Annotated in this window: 24 protein-coding genes and 1 pseudogene; 4 read left to right on the top strand and 21 right to left on the bottom strand. The window is 69.0% G+C overall.

Annotated features, from left to right (window positions below; genetic code table 11):
• Positions 1–56: 56 nt before the first annotated feature.
• Genes APZ21_RS18995 through APZ21_RS18985 form a run of 3 tightly spaced genes read right to left on the bottom strand, consistent with a single transcriptional unit; the run spans position 57 to position 2,676 of the window.
• The gene (locus tag APZ21_RS18995; protein ID WP_054814799.1) at positions 57–638 is read right to left on the bottom strand and encodes a TetR/AcrR family transcriptional regulator; all 582 of its coding nucleotides are present in this window, start codon (positions 636–638) and stop codon (positions 57–59) included.
• Positions 635–1,867 (bottom strand): cytochrome P450, encoded by a 1,233-nt coding sequence (locus APZ21_RS18990; protein WP_054814682.1) that lies wholly within the window; start codon positions 1,865–1,867, stop codon positions 635–637. The genes APZ21_RS18995 and APZ21_RS18990 overlap by 4 nt, the downstream gene beginning before the upstream one ends.
• 47 nt (positions 1,868–1,914) lie before the next feature.
• Positions 1,915–2,676 carry an MmyB family transcriptional regulator gene (locus tag APZ21_RS18985; RefSeq protein ID WP_054814681.1) on the bottom strand — a complete coding sequence of 254 codons (762 nt, stop codon included), beginning with the start codon at positions 2,674–2,676 and terminating at the stop codon, positions 1,915–1,917.
• A gap of 695 nt (positions 2,677–3,371) precedes the next feature.
• Here APZ21_RS18985 and APZ21_RS18980 point away from each other — a divergent pair.
• Positions 3,372–4,268 carry a helix-turn-helix domain-containing protein gene (locus tag APZ21_RS18980; RefSeq protein WP_054814798.1) on the top strand — a complete coding sequence of 299 codons (897 nt, stop codon included), beginning with the start codon at positions 3,372–3,374 and terminating at the stop codon, positions 4,266–4,268.
• Positions 4,269–4,338: 70 nt separating this feature from the next.
• Here the strand turns inward: APZ21_RS18980 and APZ21_RS18975 are convergent, their stop codons facing one another.
• A complete protein-coding gene (locus APZ21_RS18975) occupies positions 4,339–4,560 on the bottom strand; it encodes a DUF397 domain-containing protein (RefSeq protein WP_054814680.1) in 222 nt (73 codons plus the stop codon).
• Between the two features lie 149 nt (positions 4,561–4,709).
• Here APZ21_RS18975 and APZ21_RS18970 point away from each other — a divergent pair, with 149 nt between their 5' ends.
• Positions 4,710–5,438, top strand: a complete 729-nt coding sequence (locus tag APZ21_RS18970) for an AfsR/SARP family transcriptional regulator (protein WP_063125164.1) — start codon at positions 4,710–4,712, stop codon at positions 5,436–5,438.
• Between the two features lie 27 nt (positions 5,439–5,465).
• Here APZ21_RS18970 and der read toward each other — a convergent pair whose 3' ends face one another.
• The 11 genes from der to steA all read right to left on the bottom strand — a co-directional run bounded on the left by der (position 5,466) and on the right by steA (position 17,477).
• Positions 5,466–6,884, bottom strand: coding sequence for a ribosome biogenesis GTPase Der (gene der, locus APZ21_RS18965; RefSeq protein ID WP_054814678.1), 1,419 nt, complete (start codon positions 6,882–6,884; stop codon positions 5,466–5,468).
• Entirely contained in the window at positions 6,881–7,558 is a 678-nt protein-coding gene (gene cmk / locus APZ21_RS18960) for a (d)CMP kinase (RefSeq protein ID WP_054814677.1), read from the bottom strand. Before cmk ends, der begins: the two co-directional genes overlap by 4 nt.
• A gap of 71 nt (positions 7,559–7,629) precedes the next feature.
• Positions 7,630–8,673 carry a pseudouridine synthase gene (locus tag APZ21_RS18955; RefSeq protein WP_082393259.1) on the bottom strand — a complete coding sequence of 348 codons (1,044 nt, stop codon included), beginning with the start codon at positions 8,671–8,673 and terminating at the stop codon, positions 7,630–7,632.
• Between the two features lie 8 nt (positions 8,674–8,681).
• Complete coding sequence (scpB, locus tag APZ21_RS18950; protein WP_054814796.1) at positions 8,682–9,347, bottom strand: SMC-Scp complex subunit ScpB; 666 nt, start codon at positions 9,345–9,347, stop codon at positions 8,682–8,684.
• A 77-nt stretch (positions 9,348–9,424) separates the two neighbouring features.
• Positions 9,425–10,339, bottom strand: a complete 915-nt coding sequence (locus tag APZ21_RS18945) for a segregation and condensation protein A (RefSeq protein WP_082393258.1) — start codon at positions 10,337–10,339, stop codon at positions 9,425–9,427.
• Positions 10,336–11,214 carry a ParA family protein gene (locus tag APZ21_RS18940; RefSeq protein WP_054814794.1) on the bottom strand — a complete coding sequence of 293 codons (879 nt, stop codon included), beginning with the start codon at positions 11,212–11,214 and terminating at the stop codon, positions 10,336–10,338. Before APZ21_RS18940 ends, APZ21_RS18945 begins: the two co-directional genes overlap by 4 nt.
• Before the next feature lie 441 nt (positions 11,215–11,655).
• Complete coding sequence (gene xerD / locus APZ21_RS18930) at positions 11,656–12,618, bottom strand: site-specific tyrosine recombinase XerD (RefSeq protein WP_054814675.1); 963 nt, start codon at positions 12,616–12,618, stop codon at positions 11,656–11,658.
• A gap of 13 nt (positions 12,619–12,631) precedes the next feature.
• A complete protein-coding gene (locus APZ21_RS18925) occupies positions 12,632–13,285 on the bottom strand; it encodes an NUDIX domain-containing protein (protein ID WP_054814793.1) in 654 nt (217 codons plus the stop codon).
• A 189-nt stretch (positions 13,286–13,474) separates the two neighbouring features.
• A complete protein-coding gene (locus tag APZ21_RS18920; protein WP_054814674.1) occupies positions 13,475–15,196 on the bottom strand; it encodes a CTP synthase in 1,722 nt (573 codons plus the stop codon).
• 91 nt (positions 15,197–15,287) lie between these two features.
• Positions 15,288–16,232, bottom strand: coding sequence for a copper transporter (locus tag APZ21_RS18915; protein ID WP_054814673.1), 945 nt, complete (start codon positions 16,230–16,232; stop codon positions 15,288–15,290).
• A gap of 30 nt (positions 16,233–16,262) precedes the next feature.
• Entirely contained in the window at positions 16,263–17,477 is a 1,215-nt protein-coding gene (gene steA / locus APZ21_RS18910) for a putative cytokinetic ring protein SteA (protein ID WP_054814672.1), read from the bottom strand.
• Between the two features lie 330 nt (positions 17,478–17,807).
• Between steA and APZ21_RS18905 the strand changes: the two genes are divergently transcribed.
• Positions 17,808–18,182: an SHOCT domain-containing protein gene (locus APZ21_RS18905; protein ID WP_054814671.1), complete on the top strand. Its 375-nt coding sequence runs from the start codon at positions 17,808–17,810 to the stop codon at positions 18,180–18,182.
• Between the two features lie 456 nt (positions 18,183–18,638).
• Entirely contained in the window at positions 18,639–19,058 is a 420-nt protein-coding gene (locus APZ21_RS18900; protein WP_054814670.1) for an SRPBCC family protein, read from the top strand.
• 61 nt (positions 19,059–19,119) lie between these two features.
• On the opposite strand, the gene recN is transcribed toward APZ21_RS18900, so the two are convergent.
• The 6 genes and pseudogenes from recN to APZ21_RS18870 all read right to left on the bottom strand — a co-directional run.
• The gene (gene recN / locus APZ21_RS18895; protein ID WP_054814669.1) at positions 19,120–20,889 is read right to left on the bottom strand and encodes a DNA repair protein RecN; all 1,770 of its coding nucleotides are present in this window, start codon (positions 20,887–20,889) and stop codon (positions 19,120–19,122) included.
• Positions 20,867–21,859 carry an NAD kinase gene (locus APZ21_RS18890; RefSeq protein ID WP_054814792.1) on the bottom strand — a complete coding sequence of 331 codons (993 nt, stop codon included), beginning with the start codon at positions 21,857–21,859 and terminating at the stop codon, positions 20,867–20,869. Before APZ21_RS18890 ends, recN begins: the two co-directional genes overlap by 23 nt.
• On the bottom strand, positions 21,856–22,677 hold the full coding sequence (locus tag APZ21_RS18885) for a TlyA family RNA methyltransferase (RefSeq protein ID WP_054814668.1): 822 nt from the start codon (positions 22,675–22,677) through the stop codon (positions 21,856–21,858). The genes APZ21_RS18890 and APZ21_RS18885 overlap by 4 nt, the downstream gene beginning before the upstream one ends.
• 1 nt (position 22,678) lies before the next feature.
• Complete coding sequence (locus APZ21_RS18880; RefSeq protein ID WP_054814667.1) at positions 22,679–22,939, bottom strand: hypothetical protein; 261 nt, start codon at positions 22,937–22,939, stop codon at positions 22,679–22,681.
• Positions 22,940–22,952: 13 nt separating this feature from the next.
• Positions 22,953–23,852, bottom strand: coding sequence for an HAD-IIA family hydrolase (locus APZ21_RS18875; RefSeq protein WP_054814666.1), 900 nt, complete (start codon positions 23,850–23,852; stop codon positions 22,953–22,955).
• Between the two features lie 183 nt (positions 23,853–24,035).
• Positions 24,036–24,986, bottom strand: a pseudogene (locus APZ21_RS18870) (tetratricopeptide repeat protein); the annotation flags it as partial.
• Positions 24,987–26,119 lie beyond the last annotated feature (1,133 nt).

Here is a 26,119-nt window from a genome sequence, read left to right as displayed (position 1 = left end):
ACCCGGGCACGGTCTCGGCGGCCAGGTCGGTCACGACATGCGGGGCGGCGGCTGGGTCACCCACGGGCGGACGTGTCGAACCCGCCGAGGACCACGGGCGCGACGAACTGCTCGAGCATCGCCCGTTCGTCCTCGGCGTCGAGTCCCGGCACGGTGAGCAACGACAGGATGACGCGGGCCGCCCAGCGCGCCGAGCGCAATCGGCCCGCGTCGTCGGCGACCGCTTCGGGCAGCAGACCCGCGGCGATGGCCTCGATGACATCGGAGCCCTGTCCGATCTCGTTGGCCAGTCCGGCATCGCGCGCGGTGAACCAGGCGATGAGCGTGGGATCGGCGCGCACGATACGCAGCGAGGCGAGCATGGCGGTCACTATCCGCCCGGCCGGATCGTGAACACCCGCGATCTCGGCCGCGACCGCGGCGGCGACCCGGCGCGCCTCGCGGTGCACGAAGGCGATCCGCAAAGCGTGCCTGTTGGGAAAGTACCGGTACAACGTGGCTCGCGAACATCCGGCCGCCCGCGCCACCTCCCCCATCCCGGTATTGGTCACCCCGCGACGGACGAACAGCTCCGCCGCGGCGTCGAGGATCTGTTCGGCGGCGATATCCGCGCGGGCGGGGCGCAGCCAGTCGGTCATGCCGACACCCGGAACGGCACCCGATCCGGCCACCGCACGTAGCTGCCCGGCGCGTAGCGCACGCCATCGAGATCGACGGTGAAATCCGGGCAGCGGGCGAGCAGTTCCTCGAGCGTGACACAGGCCACCATTCGCGCGGCGGCCGCGCCGAGGCAGTGGTGGTTGCCGTGGCTGAAGGTCAGTATGCCCTTGGGCGCGCGTCGCACGTCGAGTTCGCCCGCCCGCGGCCCGTATTCGCGTTCGTCGCGGTTGGCCGAGGCGTAGAGCAGCAGGACGCGGCGACCCTCGGGGATCGTCGTGCCCGCGACCTCGACATCGCGGGTCGTGGTGCGCGCGAGTCCCTGTACCGGGGAGGTGAGCCGCAGGAATTCCTCGACCGCGTCGGGAATGAGCGCGGGATTCTCGATCAGCAGGCGACGCTGGTGCCGATAGCGGGTGAGCAGTTGCGCCGCACCGCCCAGGTTGCCGGTGGTGGTGTCGTTACCGCCGGTGATCATCGTGAAGGCGAAGCCGAGGATGGAGATGATGCCCGCGTAGTCGCCGTCGGCGCCCATGCCGGAGGCCACCAGATGCGAGATGGTGTCGTCGCCGGGGGCGGCGCGGCGCGTCTCGATGAGCCGGGTGAAGTACTGCATCAGTTCGGCGACCGCGTCCTGGGCGCCGACGGGGTTGCCGCCCGCCGAGGCGGCCATGATGAGATCGGTCCACTCGTCGAATCGCGCCCTGTCCTGTTCGGGCACGCCGAGGTAGTGCGCGACCACCATGCTCGGCAGCGGTTTGAACAGCTCGGCGGCGATATCGCCGCCGCCCGCCGCCCGCAACCGCTCGAGCCGTTCCACCACGAAGGCCCGGACCCGCGGTCGCACCGAGCGCACCTGCCGCGGGGTGAATCCCTTCATGACCTGTTTGCGGAAAACGGTGTGGTCCGGCGGATCGGTGAAGACGAAAGGGCGCGGTCGCGGCAGACCGATGTCGTCGAGGTCGGTGTAGTCGACGGTCAGACCCCACCGCGAGGAGAAGGTGGTGACATCGCGCGCGGCGGCGTGCACATCGCGGTAGCGCGACAGGACGTAGTAATCCTCGTCCGCACGGCCCGGGGGTATGACGCGATGGACCGGATCGTGGTCGCGCAGTGCGCGATACATCGGCCACGGGTCCGCCCAGGTGTCGGCGCTGCGCAATTCGAACCGCGGCTCCGCGGCGGGGTCCCGAGACAACTCTGCCTGCATGATTCGAGGCTAAGACAAAATACCCATATTGTCTAGAACAGGTTCTATCAACCGGCCGGACTCGTGCCGAAGAAGTGCACCCAACCCGGATGGCTCCCGCTGTCCACGTCGTAGATCCGCACATCGAGGGCGCGACCGACGCCGGTGTCCGGGTCGCGCAGCCGCAGGACGGGACGCTCGCGAAAATAGGTCACCTCACCGCGCTGCCACAACGCCAGGAACTCCGTATAGCGACCCAGCTCCGCGAGCAGATCGGCGAAATGCTCACCGGCCTGCAATCGCCCGATTCGACCGCGCAGTCCCGCCACCGACAGCGCGGCGACCCGATCCCAGTCGACCACGACGCGGCGCGCGATGTCGTCGCCGAACAGCCAGTGCAGGATATTGGCGCCTTCGCGCAATCCAGGAAACGCCGCGGCCACCGCACTGTTCGCGGCCAGCAGATTCCATCGCGCGTCGAAGTAGGAGGCCGGGTGCGGCAGGTGCAGCGCCAGACCCCGGCGCATATCGGCGGTGATCTCGGCCCGCAATTGCGCGACGTCGGGCGCTCCGACCTCCCGGATACCCGCGAGGTCGAACAGATGTCGGCGATCCGGCCAGGACAGTGCGGTGATCCGATCCAGATGCCGGATGAGTCCCTCCACCACCGTGCGCGTCGGCCTGCCCCGCTCACCGCGCTCGAGGTGGGTGAGATAACTGACGCTCATTCCGGCGCCGACGGCAAGTTTCTCGCGCGAGACGCCCCGGCTCTGCCGTAGTCGTCTGAGCAGTTCTCCGAATGTGGGCGGTAGCACGAGAACCCCTGCCATATGCCCGCCGGCTGTATCGACCACTCGTCATCCCTCCGATGCCTCCGAGCCCCACGGCCCGGAACCGGTAGTTATCCGATTCTCGAATGTGATCTTCATCGCACCTTAACCCGCCATCGACCGACCCACCGGCATTTGTCGAAGTATTTTCAGCCGAAAGGATTTCGATCGCCGGACACTCACCGCACCGCGCCGGCAATCGCGATACCAACCCCTCCCGGTCGATCGCCGGCAGCGGTCGCACGGCGCGACTTCCCTTTGGAGCAATCACATTTCAACTCGACCCAGCTTCTCACATCCACTACGCAACGGCCAGGGAACCAACCATCAGCAATATGTTAGCTATCTCACCGTGTCGCCGTCTGGCGGCTTCAGGAATCGCTCGCACAACGACCATTTCGGCGCGCTCCAGGTGCGGCGTCGCCGGAAAACGCGGCGGCGGCACCGGCATTCGCATTATGGAAGACCGGTGTCCGCAAACCCGGGTGGCCGAAGGTCGGCCGACCTTCGCGACCAGCCAGGAATCGAATAGGACGCATTTCGATTCGAGTCGACCCGCGAATGCGGCGACGCCGATCCGCGGTCGGCGAGCCGGTGAATACCCGCACCGTCTCACTCCTCCGCCGGAACGCCGCCAACACGCAGCGAATCTCGGCTTGACCACCGGGAATCACGATGGTTCAATTCGGCTCGCAATGGGTCAAACGAATCGAGCGGGGAAAGACGGCGCAACCGGATCGCCCCCAGCAGCGGCCGCGCCGCGCACCCGACTCGCCGCCGAGCTCCGTCGGCTGCGCGATCTCGCGGGCATCTCCGGTCGCGATCTGGCGACCCGGGTCGGCATCAGCCAATCCACCCTCTCGCGCATCGAAACCGGTCACGCGGTGCCGTCGCTACCCCAGGTGACGGCATGGAGCCGAGAGGTCGGCGCATCCGCCGAAACCGAGCGCCTCCTACGCCATCTCACCGAATCGGCGCATTCGGAGGTCAGCACGTGGCGCACGGCCCTTGCGACCCGCGAGCACCTACAGGACGACTACCGCGCCCACGAATCCACCGCGACGACCGTGTACAACTTCCAGCCCACCCTGGTACCCGGCCTGTTGCAGACCGCCGACTACGCGCGCCGCGTCTTCGCCTGCTTCCAGTTGCCCTACGGCCCGGACGAACTCGCCGCCGCGGTCGCGGCCCGGCTGGACCGCCAGCCCGCGCTCTACGACCCGCAACGACGCTTCGAATTCCTCATCGGCGAGACGGCGCTGCGAGCGCGGCCCGGGCCGCGCCACATCATGTTCGCCCAGTTGGACCGGATCGCCTCGGTGAGCACCCTGGAAACCGTCTCGATCGGCATCATCGCCTCCGATGTCGAGGCGATCACCACGATCCCCCACAGTTTCGTCATCTACGACGGACCCGATCCGCTCGTCTCGATCGACATGGTCGACGCCAACCGCACCGTGCGCGCGCCCGAGGAGATCGACCTGTACCGCGAGCGCTGGAATCTGCTGCGGCGAATGGCCCTCTTCGACGACGAGGCTCGCGCCTTCCTCGGCGAGATCGCCGCCGACCTACGCCGCTCCTCGGACCGATGACCCGGGCGGACCGGGAATACTCGGGATGGCGGTGCCGCAGCGATCCCGCTGCGGCACCGCCCCGAAGGCACTACACGCCCGCATCGAATTCGCCGCCGCGCACCGCGGCGAGGAATGCCCGCCATTCCGACGACGTGAACCGCAGCACGGGGCCGGACCGATTCTTCGAATCGCGCACCGCGACTCCGCCGCCGATGAAGGCGACCTCGACACACTCACCTCCGCCGTCACTGAAGCTACTCTTTGCGAACTTCGCGTTGAAGTCCCCCTCGATAAATATGTTGTCGCTCATTACATCTCCCTCGATCGCGGGGACCGATTACCCGCTCCGCTATCCAGGAAAGCGCCCGAGCAGGGCGGGCGTCATGACATCGGCAGGTGTGCAATCGGATCGGATCCCGCGGTGCGACAGACAGATTTCCTACAGTGAGGACGAATTCCATGGCGAGCGGTGAGCGCACGCCCCTCCGGTCGGTCGTGCAATTCCGTTTGCTCGGCGTTGTCGAGGCCGAAGTCCACGGCACCTCCGCCCGGCTCGGCGACGTGCTCCAACGCCGCCTGCTCACCGCATTGCTGGCGGCGATGGGGCAATCGGTCTGTGTCGCCGAACTCATCGACTGGATATGGGATATCGCACCACGCGACCCGGAATCCGCGGTGCGCCTGGTCGCCGACAGTCTGCGCCGCGATCATTTGCGGCCGATCGGACTCGGCGGCGCACTGATCGACGGCGACGGCACGTACCGGCTCGAAGTGCCACCGGAATGGGTCGACCTGCACCAATTCCGTACATTGGCCGAACGCGCCGCCCAACTCGGGGATCCCGAGGCCAGGGAATTCCTCGCCGCGGCACTGCAATCGGTGCGCGGAGTTCCGCTCGCCGATCTGGACGGCCGTCGAATCGACCGATATCGGCGCGAACTCGCCGGAGAATTGCGGGCCGTGGAAATCAGATTCGCTCGCATCGAGGTCGACCGCGGCCGGTCCCAGGAGTTGCTGCCGCGTCTGGAGCGGCTGTTCCGCGAATTCCCGGGCGATATGTCGATCGCCGAGGTGTATCTGGCCGCGCTGCACGGCGCCGACCTCGCCCCCGCCACCCTCGCGGCCCGGACCAGAAGCGCACGGCGCGCGCGGGAGAATTGGGCCGACGGACTCGGCGCGGCCCTGTGACCGGAGCGGCCACAGGGCGCGCGGCGACTACTTCCTCCGGTCGCGCTTTTCCCGTACGCGCACCGATATGCGAACCGGGGAGCCGTCGAATCCGAATTCCTCGCGCAACCGGCGTTCGAGGAATCGGCGATAGCCTGCCTCCAGGAATCCGGTGCTGAACAGCACGAAGGTCGGCGGGCGCGTTCCGGCCTGAGTGGCGAACAGCACCCGCGGCAGCCTGCCGCCGCGCAGGGGCGGTGGGGTGGCCGCGATGACCTCCTTGAGCCAGTTGTTCAACCGGCCCGTCGGAATGCGCTTGTCCCAGGACTCCAGCGCGGACTCCATGGCGGGCACCAGTTTCTGCACCGCGCGACCGGTGTGGGCCGAGATATTGACCCGCTGTGCCCACGGCACCCGGACCAGCTCCCGATCCACCTCCTTCTCGAGCACCAGGCGCCGGTCCTCGTCGACCAGATCCCATTTGTTGAACGCCAGCACCAGCGCGCGACCCGAGTCGGCGACCAGGCTGATGACCCGCAGATCCTGTTCGGTGATCGGCTGGGAGGCGTCGATCAGCATGATCGCCACCTCACTCGCCTCGAGCGCGGACTTGGTGCGCAGCGAGGCGTAGAACTCGGTGCCGCTGGCGGTGGAGACCTTGCGGCGCAAACCGGCGGTGTCGACGAATTTCCAGATCTTGCCGTCCAATTCGACCAGCGAGTCCACCGGGTCCACGGTGGTGCCCGCGACATCGTGCACCACCGACCGCTCGTCGCCGGAGAGTTTGTTCAGCAGACTGGATTTGCCCACATTCGGCTTGCCGACCAGCGAGACACGCCGCGGACCGCCGCCACCGCCGCCGCCCTCGCGCGGCGTCTCGGGCAGTGCCGCGAGCGCATCGTCGAGCAGGTCGCCGGTACCGCGCCCGTGGGTGGCGCTGATCATGCGCGGCTCGCCCAACCCCAGCGACCACAGACTCGCGGCATCGGCCTCGATCCGCTGGTCGTCGACCTTGTTCGCGACCAGGATGACCGGGATCTTCGAGCGCCGCAGTTTGCGCACCGCGGCTTCGTCGGTGGCGGTGGCCCCGACGGTGGCGTCCACCACGAGCAGGATGGCGTCGGCGGTCTCCATGGCCAATTCGGCCTGTCGCGCGACATGCTGTTGCAGACCCTTGGCGTCTGGCTCCCAGCCGCCGGTGTCCTGCACCCAGAACTTGCGCCCGGCCCAGTCGGCCTCGTAGGAGATCCGGTCGCGGGTCACGCCCGGTATGTCCTCGACCACCGCTTCGCGGCGGCCGAGGATGCGGTTCACCAGGGTCGACTTGCCGACGTTCGGCCGCCCGACCACCGCGAGGGTCGGCATGGCGAGCGATTCGTCGTCCTCCCGGTCGGCCTCGAATTCGGCGATCTCCCAGTCGGATTCGTCGCTCCAGACGCCGTCGCCCGCGAGTACGTCCTCGTTCATCGGGCGCCACCGGCCGAACTCGTCGCGATCCGGTGCGCGACCACCCGGTACAGCTCATCGATGACCTCGTCCTTGGTCATCTCGCTGGTGTCGACCATGACCGCGTCCTCGGCCGGGCGCAGCGGGGAGACCTTACGGGTGGAGTCGAGGGTGTCGCGACGCTGCACGTCGGCCAGGACCGCGGCGTAATCGTCCCCGCGCCCCTCGGCGATGTTCTGCTGATTGCGCCGCTGCGCCCTGGCTTCGGCCGAGGCGGTCAGATAGATCTTGGCGTCGGCGTCGGGCAGCACGACGGTGCCGATATCGCGGCCCTCGACCACGATCCGCTGGGCGCTGAAGGCGATCTCGCGTTGCAGCGCGACCAGCAGTTCCCGCACCTCGGCCACCGCCGAGACCGCCGAGACCGCCTTGGTCACCGCGTCGCCGCGGATCTCGCCGGAGACGTCCTCGCCGTCGAGCGCGATGAGTTCGTGGTACGGATCGGTGCCGATGGTCAGCGGCAATTCCTTGACCGCGGCGCCGATCGACGCGGCGTCGGCGAGGTCGATACCCGCGCGAAGCACCCGCAGGGTCGCGGCCCGGTACATCGCGCCGGTATCGAGATAGCGGGCGCCGAGGCGATCGGCGAGCAGTCGCGAGACGCTCGACTTCCCCGTCCCGGACGGTCCGTCCATCGCGACGACCAAGGATTCAGTGCCCGAAAGCTTCCCTGCCGCACCACGCTGCACCGGAACCTCCACACTGTTCACAACGACACCGCCTCGTAGAGTTTGCCCACTTCGTCACGTCCGAGCACCCGCAGTGTGCCGGGGCGCTGATCGCCCAGGGCCACGGGACCGATATTGGTGCGCACCAGCCGGTTCACCGGATGTCCGACCGCGTCGAGCAGTCGCCGGACGATGTGCTTGCGTCCCTCGTGCAACACCAGTTTCACCAGGGAGCGTCCCTCCCCGAGTTCGAGCACCTGGAAACGGTCGACCTTGGCCGGGCCGTCCTCGAGTTCGACGCCCGCGCGCAGCCGCTTCCCGATGAATTTGTTGTCGACCTCGCCGTGCACCGTCGCCAGATAGGTCTTGGCGACCTCGAAGGAGGGATGCATGAGCCGGTGCGCGAGATCGCCGTCGTTGGTGAGCAGCAGCAGTCCCTCGGTATCGGCGTCAAGCCGCCCGACATGGAACAGCCGCTGACCGGCCGCGACGCGTTCGGCCACGATGTCGCCGACGCAGGGACGGCCAAGATCGTCGGCCATGGTGGACTGCCAGCCCTTGGGCTTGTTGAGCGCCAGATGCACCAGTTCCTCGCGCACCACGACCCGAACGCCGTCGACGCGGACCACCGCGCGCTGCGGGTCGATGCGCAGCCCCTGCTCGCGCACGACCAATCCGTCGACCTCGACACGGCCCCGCGCGATCATCTCCTCGGCGGCACGGCGCGAGGCGACCCCCGCCTTGGCGAGTACCTTCTGCAACCGTTCACCCTCGCCCCAGGGCATCTTCGGATGCGCGCCGCCCTCGTCGGTCTCGACATGCTGCCGACGGGCGGGTTTGGCATTGCTCAGCACCGGCGGCGCGCTCACCTGGCGCTGCGGTTTGGGGTTCTTGGCCTTGCGGGCGGGCTGGGCCGGGCGGGCGCCGCGCTGTTCGGCGTCGGATGCGCCGCGTTCGGCCGTCCCGCGCTGGGCGGCGCGAGCGCCGCGGGAACCGGCCGCGCGGTTCGCGCCGCCCCGGGCGGGCTGGTCGCCGCGCTTTCTACGATCCGGTGTGCCATCTCGGCGAGCGGAGGTATTCATCTGTCCCGTCAATCCTCGGCGCCGAGATCCAGGTCGGATTCGGCGGGTTTCCTCAGCCTGGTGTACCGCGGATCGGTCTCCAGGCTCTCGTTGATCTCATCGATCAGGTCGACGCCCGGAAGCAGGGGCGCCAGCGGTGGCAGATCGGTCAGCGACGCCAGCCCGATCCGCTCCAGGAACAACTCGGTCGTGCGGTACTGCGTGCCGTTCGTTTCCGTATCGACCCCGGCCTCGGCGATCAGGCCGCGCGCGAGCAGGGTACGCATCACGCCGTCGACGTTCACGCCGCGCACCGCGCTGACCCTGGTGCGGGTCACCGGTTGGCGGTAGGCCACCACCGCCAAGGTCTCCAACGCCGCCCGGGTCAATTTGGTCCGTGCGCCGTCGAGCAGCACCCGTTCCACATAGGGCGCGTACTCGCTGCGAGTATAGAAGCGCCACCCGTCGCCGACGAAACGCAGGTCGATGCCGCTGCCCCGGGCGGTCAGCGCCGCCGACATCTCGCGCAACGCCTGCTCCACCCGTTCCACGGTGTCGTCCAGGGCGGCGGCGAGCTGTTCCGCAGGCGCGGGGACGTCGACGACCAGCAGCATCGCCTCCAGCGCCGCGCGGAATTCGTCCTCATCGAGCGGGGCGGGGGTGGACTGCCCGTCAGGGGATTCGGCCGCGGCCACCCGCGGGGCGGCTGTGTTCGAGATCTCCCGCGGCGAGTCGGCGGCATCCTCGTCCGCCGCGTGTTCGCTGGGCTCGTTCACCCGTAGTCCTCCTCGATCGTCACGGTCGCACCCTGCTCGGCGTTCGGGTCGAGCTCGCCGGTCCAGCTCACCGCCAGCGGCCCCAGCGGGTCCGGCTGGTCGAATTCGATGGTCTTGCCGCGATACAACTCGAGCAACGCCAGGAAGCGCGCCACGATCTGCACCGCGACCTCGCAGTCGGCGACCAGTTCGGCGAAGGTCGTCCAGCCGCCGGGCCCGCGCTGTTTGAGCCGCTCCAACACCCGCGCCGCCTCCTCGGCCACCGATATCGCGTGCGCGTGCAGGTGGTCGAGTCCGACCCGGGGCGCGGGACGCGGGCGAAAGGCCACGGCGGCGATCTGCGCGAATCCCGCCGGGTCCACTCCAAGGGTAACCTCCGGCATCAGGCCCGCGAAGCGCTCCTCCAGCCCGACCGCGCGCGGATAACGGCGCAGCGCCACGGCCTCCAACTCGCCGAGCAGTTCGGCGACCTGCTTGAACGCCCGGTACTGGAGCAGTCGCGCGAACAGCAGGTCGCGCGCCTCGAGCAATTCCAGATCCTCGGAGTCGGTCATCTCGCCCGATGGCAGCAGCCGCGCCGCCTTCAGATCGAGCAGGGTCGCGGCCACCACGAGGAATTCGGTGGTCTGGTCAAGGATCTTGTCCGCCCGCAGGCCCGATTCCCCCAGCCCCGCCGCGGTCAACTCCTTGGTGTAGGCGATGAATTCGTCGGTGACCTGATGCAGCGCGACCTCGGTCACGTCCAGTTTGCGCGAGCTGATCAGGCTCAGCAGCAGGTCGAACGGACCCTGGAAATTGCTGAGCCGAAGATGGAAGCCGGTGGCGGGCGCCGCGGGCTCGGATGGCGGTTCGTCGGGGCCGTGCGATTCAGCGGTTGTCGTCTGTTGCGCCGGAGTCGTCGGGTCGATCACCGGCCCGACCGGTGGATGACTTCCCGTGCCATCGCTCGATATGCTTCGGCCCCACCGGATTTCGGCGCCCACGTGGTGATGGGCTCACCGGCCACGCTTGCGTCGGGGAAGCGGACGGTGCGCGCGATGGCGGTGTCGTACACCAGGTCGCCGAACACCTCGACCACGCGCGCCATGACCTGACGTGAATGCAGCAGCCTGGCATCGAACATGGTGACCACGATGCCGTAGAGGCTCAGTCGCGGATTCAGCCGGTCGCGCACCTTCTCCACGGTGTCGTTGAGCAGCGCCAGACCGCGCAGCGAGAAATACTCGCACTCCATCGGAATGATCACGCCGTCGGAGCAGGCCAGCGCGTTCACGGTGAGCAGACCGAGCGAGGGCTGGCAATCGATGAGGATGTAGTCGTAGCGGTGACGCACCGGTTCCAGCGCGCGCCCGAGGGTCTGCTCGCGGCCGACCTCGTTGACCAACTGGATCTCCGCGGCCGACAGATCGATATTGCTCGGCAGCAGATCCAGATTCTCCACCCGCGTCGGCATGAGCACGTCGTCGATGGCGGTGCGCGAGCCGATCAGCAGATTGTGCACGGTCAGTGCGAGATCGTGGTGGGCGACGCCGAGCCCCGCCGACAGCGCGCCCTGCGGGTCGAGATCGACCAGCAGCACCTTGCGGCCGTATTCGGCCAGTGCGGCGCCGAGGTTGATGGTCGAGGTGGTCTTGCCGACCCCGCCCTTCTGGTTGCACATGGCGACGATCAGCGCCGCTTCGTCCTGCGCGGACACCGGCGGCGGATCGGGTACGAGGCGAAGCGGACGACCGGTCGGGCCGAGTTCCGGACTGTCCGGCACAGGTTCGATCCCGGTGCCCCACAGCGTCTCCGCCGCGGCCTCCGAGTACGGTTCCGAGCGGGGGCCCGAAAGCGGCTGCGCCCCAGCACCCCTCGGCGGCTCCTGCGCCGCACCGGCTGTCGTCACGATCCGCTGCTCCTTATGCTTCTGCCCGTCGCCTCGCCGAGCCTAGCGAGACCGATCAGGCCCGACCTCGCTTTCGTACGGTCCAGCTCTCGATAGACGCTACCGCTCGAGAGCGCGAGATCCACGTTCGGACACGCGACACCGCGCTTCGGGCGCGCGCCACCGCCGATCGACATCACCGCGGGCACCCCCTCCACGCCGTCCCGCGCCCACTCGCCGCCTGCGACGAACGAGCGACCGGAGAGTCTCGCACCGGACGATACCCTCTGGGCGGGCACCGAGAAACCGTGCCGCACTGTCGGCTACCGCCGAGCGTGCCGCCCGCGGGCGCCATCGGTCTCATCGCGCTCTCGGATGTGCCGTGGCCCACACCTCACGCAGCGTACCCGCGGTGACCAAGGTGTAGATCTGGGTGGTCGTCACCGAGGCGTGGCCGAGGAGTTCCTGGACGACACGGACATCGGCACCGCCATCCAGCAAATGCGTAGCGAAGGAGTGTCGAAGAGTGTGCGGCGACACCGCCGCGCCGATCCCGGCGCGTTCGGCGGCGGTCTGCAATACCTGCCAGGCACTCTGACGCGACAACCGCCCGCCGCGCGCGTTGAGAAACAGCGCGCCGCCGTTGTCCCGTCCGCCCCGTCCGCCGGCGGCCAGCGTCGGACGCCCGCGCACCAGATAGGCGTCCACGGCGGCGAGGGCGGGCCTGCCGATGGGCACCATGCGCTGCTTGCCGCCCTTGCCGTGCAGGGTGACCGCGCGCTCGGCGGTATCGATATCGTCCACGTCGAGACCGACCATTTCCGAGATCCGCGCCCCCGTCGAGTACAGCAGTTCCAGCAGCGCGCGATCGCGCAGTCCGCGCGCGCCGCCGTCGCAGACCAGCGCGGCGTCCGAATCCGCGGCCGGAATACCGCCTGCCGCCTCGAGCAACCGCAGCACCTGGTCGTAGGGCAGCGCTTTGGGCAGACGCCTGCCCGGCGCGGGCGGTTTCACCCCGTGCGCGACATCGGTGTCGGTGATGCCCTCGGCCGCCGCGAAGCGATGCAGTCCGCGCACCGCGATCAGCGCGCGAGCGACCGAACTCGCCGCCAGCGGCGGGTGTTCGGCGCTGCCCGCGCGCAGCGCCACGGTGAATTCGGCGACATCGGTCTCGGTGACCGGCCCGAGTTCGGTGACGCCGCGTTCGGTCAGGAACACCCGGTATCGCTCCAGGTCCCGGCGGTAGGCGCCGAGGGTGTTGCGCGCGGCGCCGCGCTCGACCGTGAGATGGTCGAGGTAGGCATCGATTTCGCGCGCGAGCACCTCGGCCTGCCCGTCAGTCCCCGGACCGCCGCGCCCGACGGTTCAGGAACGCGGTGGGCTGTCCGGGCCACGGCGCGTCGGCCCGCCGCGGCGCGATGTCCTCGGCGCGGGCCGCCGAGAGTGCGAGCACGCCGGCCACCGCGGTCGCGTTGACGATCTCACCCGCCAGCGCCGCGCGCACCGCCGCCGCCACCGGCATGCGCACCGTGCGGATATCGGCCTCCTCGTGCTCCGGCTCCGGCCGCGTCACCTCGTACAGGTCGCGCGCCAGATATACCCGCAGCGCCTCGTCGGTGAAACCGGGCGAGAGCGCCACGTCCACCAGCACCGACCAGTCGCGCGCGCCGAGTCCGGCCTCCTCGGCGAGTTCGCGTTTCGCCGCCGTCAGCGGATCCTCCCCCTCGATGTCGAGCAGACCAGCGGGCAATTCCAGCAGCCTGCGGCCGACCGGGTGGCGGTACTGGTCGATGAGGATCAGTTCGTCGTCGTGGTCCAGCGCGGCCACCGCGACCGCGCCGTGGTGCTCGATCACCTCGCGCTCGACCACCGCTCCCCCCGGCATCACCACCTGGTCCAGCCGCAGAGCCAGAATGGCTCCGCTGTAGACGATCCGGCTCGACACGATGTCGAACCCATGGCGTCCCGACGCCGATTCGTTGTCCGTCACGATCGCAACTCCCTCCCGCGCGCGCCCGAGCACACCTTGTTCACCACACCGACTCCTGTCGCACTCGAGCACGCTATACCCGCTGCCCGCACCGCGCATGCGCACGGGTTCGGACACGAGCGCGGCATCCGGGACCGACACGACGCGGGCGGACCCATCGGCCCGCCCGCGTGTCCGCCGTAGTCCCGGTCAGGAATTCCGATCGGCCGCGGCCAACTCCTCATCCGGGAGGTCGACCGGCAAGCGTTCGGCCAGTTTGTATTTCAGCGCCGCCGAGATCAGGGCCGCGAACAGCGGATGCGGTCGCGTCGGACGGCTCTTGAGTTCGGGATGGGCCTGGGTGGCGACCAGGAACGGATGCGCCTCGGCCGGATACTCCACGAATTCGACCAGATGTCCGTCCGGCGATGTGCCGCTGAAACGCAGTCCGCTCGCGGCGATCTTGTCGCGGTAGGCGTTGTTGACCTCGTAGCGGTGCCGGTGCCGTTCGGAGACGTTCTCACTGCCGTAGGCCGCCGCGACCACCGAGCCCTTGACCAGCCTGGCCGGATAGGCGCCGAGCCGCATGGTGCCGCCGAGATCGGCCTCACCCGCGACGATCTGTTCCTGATCGGCCATGGTCGAGATCACCGGATACGGCGTATCCGGTTCGAATTCCGCCGAATTGGCCTCGGCGAGTCCGACCGAACGCGCGGCCTCGATCACCACGCACTGCAATCCGAGGCACAGACCCAACAGCGGAATTCCGCGCTTGCGGGCGTACCGGATCGCGCCGACCTTGCCCTCGATGCCGCGGATACCGAATCCGCCCGGAATGAGCACCGCGTCCACATCGCGCAGCGCGGCCGTGGCACCCGCCTCGGTCTCGCATTCGTCCGAGGGGACCCACCGGATCTGCACCTTGGCCCGGTAGGCGAATCCGCCCGCCCGCAGCGCCTCGGTGACCGAGAGATAGGCATCGGGCAGATCGACGTACTTGCCGACCAGTGCCACCTCGACGGTCTCGCGCGGGGAGTGCACGCGATCGAGCAGATCGCCCCAGACGGTCCAGTCCACGTCGCGGAAGGGCAGCCCGAGCCTGCGCACCACGTAGGCGTCGAGACCCTCGCGGTGCAGCACCTTGGGAATGTCGTAGATCGACGGCGCGTCCGGCGTGGAGATGCACGCGTCGACCTCGACGTCGCACATGAGCGCGATCTTGCTCTTGAGGGCTTGGGGCACCTCGCGGTCACAGCGCAGGATCAGCGCGTCGGGCTGGATACCGATATTGCGCAGCGCCGCGACCGAATGCTGGGTCGGCTTGGTCTTCAGCTCACCCGATGGCGCCAGATACGGCACCAGCGACACGTGCAGGAAGAAGACATTGTCCCGACCGACATCGTGGCGGATCTGGCGCGCCGCCTCGAGGAAGGGCTGGGACTCGATATCGCCGACCGTGCCGCCGATCTCGGTGATCACCACATCGGGCACCTGCCCCTGGAGATCGGGACCCCGCATCGCGAGGATGCGGTCCTTGATCTCGTCGGTGATGTGCGGAATCACCTGGACGGTGTCGCCGAGGTACTCACCGCGCCGTTCCTTGGCGATGACCGACGAATAGATCTGGCCCGTGGTGACATTCGCGTCGCGGGACAGGTCGCGATCCAGGAACCGCTCGTAGTGGCCGACGTCGAGATCGGTCTCGGCGCCGTCCTCGGTCACGAACACCTCGCCGTGCTGGAACGGATTCATCGTGCCGGGATCGACGTTGAGATAGGGATCGAGCTTCTGCATGGTGACGCGCAGTCCGCGCGCCGTCAGCAGCTGACCGAGACTGGAAGCGGTCAGGCCCTTACCCAATGAGGAGGCGACGCCACCGCTGACGAAGATGTGTTTCGTGGCAGTTCGCGCCTGAATCCGTGATTGACCCACGGGTCTTCACGGTAACACGAGCACCCTCGCCGAAAGGAATGCCACACAGGTTTGCCGAAGGATCGCTGTTATAGCCGAACCGGGTCAGCTGTCACCTGGGTAACGCCGCGACGGTCAGCGCGCTCGCCTTGTCCGCGGTTCCGTAGCGGCCCGCGCCGCCGTTGAGCTGTTCGGTCAGGCCGAGCACCGCGGTCACCCGGCCGATCTCCCGATCCAGATTGTCGACGGTCGTGACCGCGCCCGCCAGTGGCGCGTCCGAGCGGACGACCGCGATCGGCCCCGGCCCCTCGGCCGCGCCCGCGCGACCCGCGAGTACCGTGCCCGCACCCCGCGCCCGCAGCGCGCCGGCGAATCGCGCGATATTCGCCCCCTGGGAATCCCGGCCCGCCTCGGCGCCCGCGCCGGTGATCACCACCGCCAACTGCGCGGGCGCGACCGCGCCGTCACCGTAGGCGAGGAAGCCGCCGCCGCGCAGGGTCTCGAGCACCAATCCGAGTTCGGGGGGAGTGCTGCGCGGTTGCGCGCTCGCCGGATCGAGCAGGAGGGTGAGGCCGAGCAGATCGCCCGCCATACTGCCCGGATCCACCGCACCGGTCCGCAGCTGCGCCCCCGCGGGTATGACATTGGTCAACGTCGTGCGCAGCCGGTCACCCTCGCCCGCGTCGAGAAACGCCTCGGTGAGCGCGATGCGCCCGGTCACCGCCGCGCCCGCGGTCTCGAGCGCCCGCGACAGCGCCTCGACATCGGCGGGCTCGGCGTCGGGGGTGGTGAACACCATGACACTGCGCTGGGCGAGGACGCCCGCGAGGATTCGCCCGGCCGAGCCCGCGATGAATCCGTCGGCGGCGTCCAGTTCCCCGCCGAGGCGGGCATTGCGGGCGGACAGTTCATCGACCCGTCCGCGCAGATCAGTCCGCTCGGTGCGCAGTCCCGACACCATGTCCGCCGCCAACGTCTGGGAACCGAGGACCACCCCGACCGCGAGGGCGAGGAAGATCGCGACGATCGAGATGGTGTGCTGACGAAACGAGATCATGCTGCTCCTACGCTCGGGCGGACCGGCCCGCTAGTCGTTTCCCGCGCCCGCTAGACCCCGCACCCACAGCGCACAGCGGTTCCAGGTGTCGATCGACCAGTCCAGAACCTCGCCGCCGGTATTGGAGGCAAGCAGCACCACTATCACCGCGACGAGCGCCGCCAGCACCACCAGCGCGACGGCGACGGCCGACATGCGATTGCGGTAGAGGGTGGCCACGGCCTTGGCGTCCATCAGCGTGGTGCCGATCTTGAGCCGGGTCAGGAAGGTGGCCGGATTGCTGTCGCGGCGGCCGCGGTCGAAGAAGTCGTCCAGTGAGGCGGCCGCACCCGCGGTGACGATGAGGGCCGCGCCGTGGTGGTGGGCCAGCAGCAGGGCCAGATCAGCGGGTGAACCGGAGGACGGGAAGGTGGTCGCGCCGATGCCGAGGTCCTGGATGCGTTCCAGCCCTTTGGCGTGGCCGTCGGTGTCGGCGGGCAGGATCACCTCGGCGCCGCAACGCAGGGTCGCGGTGGTGATCTCCTCCGGGTCGCCCACGATCAGATCCGGGCGGTAGCCCTGCTTCAGGAGGGTGTCCGCGCCCCGACCGACCCCGACCATGATCGGCGCGTATTCCTTGATGAACGGTTTGAGCCGCTTGAGATCGTCGAGATGGTCGCAGCCGTCGGCCACCACGACCACATGCCGTCCCCGCATGCACAGATCGAGGTCGGGCACCCCGATGCCGTCGATGAGCAGCGCGCTCTCGGTGCGGATGAACTCGATGGTGTTGCCCGCGAATGCCTCCAGATGGTCGGCCAGGCCGTTGCGGGCCTCGAGCATCCGCTCCGCGACGGTCTCCGCGGTCAGTTCGATGCCCTCGACCAGGACCTCGGGCTCCTTCTTGACGATCTTGTCGGCGTAGACGACGCCGTCGGCGATGCGGACCTTCGCACCGTCCTTGATCTTGCTGAACGCATCCGAGCTCACCGTATCCAGCAGCAGCACGCCGTTGGCCACGAGCACTTCAGGACCGAGGTTGGGATAGCGTCCCGATATCGAGGGCGAGGTGTTGATCACCGCGACGACACCGGCTTCCACGAGCCGATCGGCGGTCATCCGGTCGAGGTCCATCTCGTCCATGACGACGATATCCCCGGCCCCGACCTTTCTCAGCAAACGTCTAGTGTTCCGGTCGACACGGGCTGTCCCGGTCCGCCCAGGCAACGTTTCGGCGTGTCTCGACAGCAACGCGGGCATCTTCATGACCCGATGATGGCGGGAAACCAGCGGTCATCGCCGAAGGCGCGCCGAACCATCCGTAACATTCGGCACGGTGACACTTTCCGCAAACATGTCCCGACTCACCGGTTCCAGGCGGAGTTCGCCGGTTCAGCTACCAATCAGCGTGGATGAATCGCGCCCATCACGCGAAATTCGACGCCGCCTCGCGGACAGTACGGGAGTGAAATGGAACGGACCCTATTCGCCGCGGGACCGGGAATCACCCGCATCGTGTGAGGGAATACGGATCCGCGAACGCCAGAGTTGTGCCAGGGCGGCTACCGCGCCGCAGCCTCGGAAAGGGCGGACGACATGGACTTCTGGGACATTATCTGGTTCATCGTGGTGAGCTTCTTCTTCATCGCCTACCTGATGGTGATGTTCTCCATCCTGATGGACCTGTTCCGAGATCACGGGACATCGGGATGGGCGAAGGCTGCCTGGGTGGTCCTGCTGCTGATATTCCCGGTCATCACCGCGCTGGTGTATCTGATCGTGCGCGGTAAGGGCATGGCCGAGCGCCGCGCGGCGGACACCTTGCAGCTCCAGCAAGCTCAGAACGACTACATTCGCAAGGTCGCGGGCTCCGATCCGGCCGCGCAGATCGCCACCGGCAAGAAGCTGCTCGACGACGGCACGATCACCGCGGAGGAATTCGAGCAGATCAAGCGCACCGCACTGCGATAGCCGGGTACGGTCCGGTTCCGGCGGGGTGACGAACACCCCCCACCGGAACCGGACCTCCGCATGCCGAATCGGACCGCGGTCGCCGCCGCCGGTTCCGACATATCGACGCCGCCCAGGACATGTCCCCAGGCGCGCGCCCGCGTCGAGGTCGATCGACGCGCCCGTTCGCGCCAGGCCGCCGACTCCGCCGCACCGTCAACCGTGTGCGCGAACTCATGAGCAGCGGCAAATCGTGGCGTACGGTCGCGCGGCACAGGCGAAGGCGTCCGACTCCGCAAACCTGCCGCGCGTAGCGCCGTTGTCTCCCGCGTAGCGCCGGCCCCGGCACATTCGAAGTCCGCGACAGCGGGTCCGCGCAGCTGCCCGCACCGCTGTGATACGGACTACATCGGAGCGCGGGCGGTGGGCAGGCCGGCTATACACTTCCTGTCACAGACAGCTCGAAGAGGAGACAGCATGGCCAGCAGTACCGTTGATGTCGTCATCCCGGCCCCCCGCGAGGCCGTATACAAGTTCTTCACCGAACGCGACGGGATCAACCCATACGTGCCGGTCGATTTCACGCTCAAGCGGCCGGGGTCGCCGACTCCGAACGGTGTCGGCGCGCAGTACCTCATCGGCAAGGGCGGAGTCGGCCTGCTCGAGGAGACCACCGCGCTGATCCCGAACGAACGGATGGAATACAAGATCATCAAGGGCGCGCCCGTCAAACGCCACGTCGGCATCATCACCTTCAGCGATGTGCCGAACGGCACCCGCGTCGCCTACACCATGGAATCCGAGCCGAGCCTGCCGGTGCCCGCCAAGGTACTCGAAATGGGCCTGAAGGCGCTGATCAATCAGTTCATCAAGGGCGCCCAGAAGGCGCTGGCCTGATCCGAGCGTCTCCGCCGAACCCCCGCGCCAGCCGCGCGGGGGTTCGCGCGTTCCGCGCGGGCTAGGCGGGCGCCCGCTCCGCGCGTGCGGTCTCGAGCAATTCCTCCGCGTGCGCGCGACCGGTCTCGGTATCGTCCAAACCGGCCAGCATGCGGGCCAATTCGACGACCCGCTCCTCATCGGTCAGCGTCCGCACGCCGCTGTTCACCGTGCCGTCGCCGTCATCGGACTTGTGCACCACCAGATGTGTGTCGGCGAAGGCCGCCACCTGCGGCAGGTGGGTCACCACGATCACCTGGTGGGTGCGCGCCAAGCGGGCCAGACGGCGTCCGATCTCGACCGCCGCGCGTCCGCCGACACCCGCGTCGACCTCATCGAAGACCATCGTCGCCCCGTGCTCGGAACCGGCGAGCACCACTTCGAGCGCCAGCATGACCCGTGACAGCTCACCGCCGGAGGCGCTCTTGCTCAACGGCAGCGACTGCGCTCCCGAATGCGCCGAGAGCCGGAATTCCACCTCGTCCACCCCCGAGGATCCGGCGTGCAGATTCGCACCGCCGATCTCCAGCGGCGCCGAATCCTGCGGCCCGGCCTGAACCGGCCGCACCTCGACCTCGAGCCGCGCCTTCCCCATCGCGAGTCCGCCGAGTTCGGCACTGACCGCCGCGGCCAGCCTACCGGCGGCTTTCGTGCGGGCCGCGGTCAGCTTGCGCGCGGTATCGGCCACCTTGCCCGCGGCGGCATCCACCTCGGCGGCCAGTTCGGCCAGTGCCTCCTCGGAGACATCGAGAGACCGCAGCCGGGCGCGTGACTCGTCGGCCCAGGCGATCACGCCGTCGATATCGGGGGCGTACTTGCGGGTCAGACTCTTGAGTTCGGCCTGCCTGGTCAGCAGCGAGTCCAGCGCGCTGGGATCCGACGGCAGATCCGACAGATATCCGCTGAGTTCGGTGCTCAGATCGACCACGACGGCAATGGCCTCCCCGAGTCGTGGGGCCAGCGCCGCCAGCGCCGGATCGTCCGCCGACTCGATGCGGGCGCGCGCCGCGCCGAGCAGTTCCAGTGCGCCCGAACCGTCCACGGGCGCGTCAGCCTGGCCGGCCAGCGCGTCGTGGGCGCCCGCCGCCGCCTCGCGCAGCGAATCGAGATCGCTCAACCGCCGCACCTCGGCGACGATGCGCGCATCCTCACCGGGTTCGGGTGCGATGGCGTCGATCTCGTTGAGCGAATGGGTCAGCCGGTCGGCCTCCAGCGCGAGTTCCCTGCTGCGCGCGGTGCGTTCGAGCAGTTCCGACCGCGCCTCGAGCCAGGATTTGCGCGCCGCCCGGTATTTGCGCAACAGCGGCCCGACAGTATCGGAGGCGAATTGGTCCAACGCCTTGAGTTGTTGTTCGGACCGTTGCAGCCGCAGCTGATCGTTTTGGCCGTGCACCGTCAACAGCGGCGCACTGAACTCGGCGAGCACCGAGGCCGGGACGCCGCGGCCACCGAGATGCGCGCGCGAGCGTCCGTCACTGCCCACGGTCCGCACCGCGATGATGCTGCCGTCGTCATCGGCCTGTGCCGCCGCGGATTCCAGCACCCCGGCGACCTCGGTGCGCGCGGCCTCGTTCACGTCCTCGACGGTGAACCGACCCTCCACCACCGCCCGCGCCGCGCCGAGCCGGACCCGGCCCGCGTCGGCGCGCGCACCGCTGAGCAGATGCAGACTGGTGACCACCATGGTCTTGCCCGCGCCGGTCTCACCGGTCAGCACCGTCAGCCCCTCGTGGAATTGCGCGGTGGCGGTGGATATGACGCCGAGTCCGTCAATCCTGATCTCTGTCAGCACGTGTGCTCTCCGTTCGCCGTCGGCCGCGCCAGCCGGTCACGGGCAGTTGGAACTTGCGCACCATCCGATCCGCGAACGGCGCGGAATCCAACCGCACCCAGCGCACCGGCCGGGAGCCGCGCACCGCTTCCACGCGTCCGCCGCGCGGAAGGGCCAGGGTGCGCCTGCCATCCAGGAAAACTATCGCATCGTGGCCCGTGGCGACCGATTCCACCGCGATCCGGGACTCGGGACTGGTAACCAGGGGGCGCGCGAACAGAGCGTGCGCATTGCTCGGAATCACCAGCAGCGCCTCGAGTTCCGGCCACACCACCGGACCGCCGGCGGAGAACGCGTAGGCGGTGGACCCGGTCGGGGTGGCGATGAGGATACCGTCGCAGCCGAAGGAGGAGACCGGCCTGCCGTCCACCTCTAGCACCACCTCCAGTACGCCCATGCGCGCGGCGTTCTCGATACTGGCCTCGTTGAGCGCCCAACCGGATTCGACGACCTCGTCGTCGACGCGCACCGACACATCGATGGTCATACGATCCTCGACGCGGTAGTCACCCCGCACCACCTGCGCCAATGCCTCGTCCAGATGTTCGGCCTCGGCCTCGGTGAGAAATCCGATACGCCCCAGGTTGATGCCGAGCACCGGAACTCCGGCGTGGCGGGCCAGTTCCGCGGCCCGCAGTAAGGTGCCGTCACCGCCGAGCGCGAGCACCATCTCGCACCCGCTCGCGGCATCGGGATCGTGCGGGACGACCCGAGCCGGATAGCCGCCGGGTTCGGCGACCGCGAGCAGGCTCGCGGTGGGATCCTCGAATTCGAACCGGGTGCTGTCGGCTTCGTCGGCCAGCACGCGCAATCCGATGCCCGCGTCGGCGAAGATCTTCGCGACCCGATGGGCGGTCTCGATGATCTCGGCCCGCCCCGGATGCGACACCAGCAGGATTTCCCGGCCACTCCCGCGTATGGGCGCGTTCACCGTGGACCCTCCTCAACCGCGCGTTCGACCAGGGCCGCGACCTGATCGCCGTCGTAGTCGAACGGCCCGTCGTTGCGCAACCACAGAAAGTATTCGACGTTGCCGGACGGTCCGGGCAACGGACTCGCCACCGCACCGAGCGTACGCAATCCGTGTTCGGCGGCCGCGCGCGCGACCTCGCGCACCGCCTCGGCGCGCAGCCCCGGATCCCGCACCACCCCACCGGATCCCACGCGCTCCTTGCCGACCTCGAACTGCGGCTTCACCATCGGCAGCAGATCCGCGCCCGGCGCGCAGCAGGCGGCCAGCGCGGGCAACACCAGTCCCAGTGAGATGAACGACAGATCACCGACGACGAGTTCGACAGGCCCGCCGATGGTTTCGGGTGTCAGACCGCGCACATTGGTGCGATCGAACACCCGGACCCGTTCGTCGTTGCGCAGCCGCCAGACCAACTGCCCGTAACCGACGTCGACCGCGACCACCTCGGCGGCGCCCTTCGACAGCAGGACATCGGTGAATCCGCCCGTCGAAGCGCCCGCGTCCAGACACCGCCGCCCCGACACCCGAACCCCGAGCGGTTCGAACGCCTCGAGCGCACCCAGCAGTTTGTGCGCGCCGCGCGAGGCCCAGGAGACCTCGTCGGGTTCGGCGCGCACCACCAGCGGGGTACTCGTCTCCACCGCGGTCGCCGGTTTCACGGCCACCGTCCCGGCGATCAGTACCCGCCCGGCGTCGATCAACTCGACCGCGTGCTCCCGCGATCGCGCCAATCCTCGGCGAACCAGTTCGGCGTCCACGCGCGCACGCCTGGCCACCTCAGATCTTGTCCACCGTGGCCAGGGCCTGGACCAGGACATCGTGCGCCTGCTCCAGGATGTGCGCACGCCGCGTGATGTCGGTGCCCGCCTCGGCCGCGTCCGGGTCGACCGCACGCGCGCCGAGTTCGGCGAGCAGCGCATCGATCTCGGCGCGGACGGCGACCGGGTCGGCTGGCTCCGGGCGGTCCTGCGCCCCGGGCAGATGCCGACCGGGCAGCGGGATCCCGGTGCCGTTCGGGCGGGGTGTCGGAGTACTCATCGTGTCGACAACGCTATCGGATTTCCGAACGGGACGCGCGTACCGTCACCGCCCGCCCCGGATTGCGGCCGAGCAGCTCGACCAGCGCCGCACCCACGTCACCGTCGGCGGCCGCGTCGATCGGCGGGTGGTTGAGCGCGTCGAGCGAATCCGCGACGAAGGTCGGGATCCGCTCGGCGGGCGCCGCGCGCAGATCCTCGACGGTGCTGACCCCGGTGAGGACCAGCAGCGAATCGAGTCCCACCCCGTGCGCGCCTTCGATATCGGTGTCGAGCCGGTCGCCCACCACCAGGGCGGCGCGGGTCCCCGCGCGCACGAGCGCGTCCTCGAGCAGCGGCGCGAACGGCTTACCGGCCACAACAGGTTCGAGATCGGTGGCCGCCCGCAGCGCCGCGACCATCGCGCCGTTGCCGGGCGCGAATCCACGCTCGTTGGGCAGTGTGCGATCGGTATTGGCCGCCACCCACAGCGCGCCCGCGCGCAGCGCGTAGGCGGCCTCGGCGAGATCCGGCCATCCGGTCAGCGGTGAATGCCCCTGCACGACAGCGGCAGGCACCGTGCCGTCGAAGCGGCGCAGCGGCTTCAAACCCACCGCGTCCACTTCGGCGACCAGATCGTCGGTGCCGACCACCAGCACCGACGCGCCCGGCGACAGACGCTCGGCGAGCAGGCGCGCGGCGGCCTGCGCACTGGTGACCACATCCTCGACGCCCGCACGGAATCCGAGTTCGCTCAGATGTCCGGCGACCTTGTCCGGCCCCCGGCTCGCATTGTTGGTGACATACACCAGCCGCTGCCGCGCCCGGTCGTCGACGAGCGCGACGGGCGCGCCCTCGATCACGTCGGGCCCCCGGTACAGGGTTCCGTCCAGGTCCAGCAGCAGGGCCGCGTAGCGATCCCGTAGTCGTGTCACACCGCTCTCACTCCGTGTCGCCGATCGGCCCCGGGCCGTCCGCATCCGCGCCGGTTGGTACGACGAGCCCGAATCCGCCCCCGCCACCGATCCGACACCCCGACGTCCGCCGTGGGATTCCCCGCACCCTACGCCAACGCTCCGACATGCGATCGCGGGCCTCCGCCCGAATACGAAGACCCGCTACTCAGGGGTGCCTCCGGTGAGTTCGGCGGCGCGCTCCTCTGCATCGGTCTCGCCGTCGAGGTCCGCGGAGGCGGAATTGAGGAACCATTCCAGGCCCTCGGCCGTGCGACCCGCCGCCACCAGCGCGTCCGCGTAGGCGTAGAACAGCCGCGCCGCGGCCTGACCGGTGCGCTCGGGGTCAAGATCCGGTGTCTGCAAGGTGACGACCGCCTGATCGAACTGCCCGAGGTCCATGCGCGCGCCCGCGACGACGATCCGCAGCTCGGCAGCCTCGTCACCACTCAACTCGCGAGCTTCGTCGCTGCGACCGAGTTCGATGGCCCGCTCGGGCCGCCCGAGCCCGCGTTCGCAGTCCGCCATGACGGCCAGCAGTCCGTGGCCGCCCGACATCCGACGCGCGGTACGCAGTTCCGACAGCGCCTCGGCCCATTCGCCCGCGTGATAGGCCGTCACTCCGGCGGTCTCGCGGACCACGGCGATACGTCCTGCCCGCTGCCGCGCTGCTCGGGCGTGCGCCAAGGCCAGTTCGGGATCGTCCTCGATGAGCCGCACGGCCATGACCAGATGGCGGGCGACCGTCTCGGCATTGCCCTTGTCCAGACTCAGCAGATCGCGCCGGATCGCCGAATCCAGATCGGATGCCTGGATATCGTCGGGCAGATCCGGCTCCTCGGGACGCGGCGGACGCCGATCCAGCGAACGGCCCGTCTTCGCGCCCTCACCGCCCCGGCGGCGGTCCCCGCCGTGCTGATCACCGCCGCGACGATCGGAACGACGGTCGTCCGAACCGCCACGTTGGAAGCCGCCCTCACGTTGGAAGCCGCCCTGACCCGAGTCGCGATCGAAGCCCCCGCGTTCGCCGGAACCGCCGCGCTTGAATCCGCCGCGTTCACCGGAATCGCCGCGCTTGAATCCGCCGCGGTCCGAACCCCGGTCGAAACCGCCGCGCGAACCGGAATCCTGATCACCGCGACCGTAGCCGCCACGATCGGAACCACCGCGATCCGAACCGCCCCGTGAACCGGAATCGCGATCACCGCGACCGTAGCCACCCCGATCCGAACCACCCCGATCCGAACCGCCCCGTGAACCGGAATCGCGATCACCCCGGCCGTAGCCACCCCGATCCGAACCACCGCGCGTACCGGAATCGCGATCACGAGGGCCGTAGCCACCCGAACCACCGCGATCTGAGCCGCCACGTGAACCGGAATCGCGATCACCGCGACCGTAGCCACCCCGATCCGAACCACCGCGATCAAAATCACTCCGTGAACCGGAATCGCGATCGCCACGGCCGTAGCCACCGCGATCGAAGCCGCCTCCCGAACCGGAATCCCGACTCCCCTGTCCGAAACCGCTCCGGTCGGAGCCACCGCGCGAACCCGAATCCCGATCGCCACGACCATAGCCGCCCCGATCCGAAGTGCCACGGTCGGAACCGCGATCGAAGGATCTCGACCCGCCGCGCTCGCTGTCGGCGCGCTTGAAGCCACGCTGTTCGCCGCGGTCGTCGCCGCCGCGGCGGAAACCGCCCTGGCCCGACTCGCCGTATCCGCCGCGCTCACCCGAGTCACCACGGCGGAAGCCGCCGCCCTGACCGGTGGCGCGATCGAAGCCGGGGCGATCCCCTGAGCCGCCGCGTTTGAACCCACCGCGCGAGCCGGAACCGGAACCGCGCAAATCATCGTGACGCTCACCGGAATCGTCGCCGCGCCGGAAGCCGCCGCGCGTGCCCGAGCCGCCCTCGCGCCCGGAACCACCGCGCCCGGAGTCACCGCGCTCGCTGGAACCGCGGCGGTCATCGGAGCCGCGGTCGCCGTACGAACCGGAACGACCGGGCCCGCGGTCGCGACCGCGTCCCTCGTCGGCTCCTTCGCCGCGCGAGGGGCCATCGGAGCCCTCGCCGCGTCGGAAGGACTTCCGACCGTCGTTGTGTTCCGACACGGTGATCCCTTTCTCGTTCTCCAAAGGCCGAGCCGGCCCAGCATATGTAAACCCCCAAATTGAAGCACGCGCGGACGACGGGGGATGGACGCGGCTGCGTGGTGCGGGCGGAAATACGCCCCAAACGCCGGTAG

Origin of the sequence: Nocardia arizonensis (assembly GCF_001310275.1) — a bacterium.
Lineage (GTDB): Bacteria > Actinomycetota > Actinomycetes > Mycobacteriales > Mycobacteriaceae > Nocardia > Nocardia arizonensis.
Note: the sequence above shows the minus strand (reverse complement) of the source record. Positions and strands in the feature narration are given on the sequence as shown.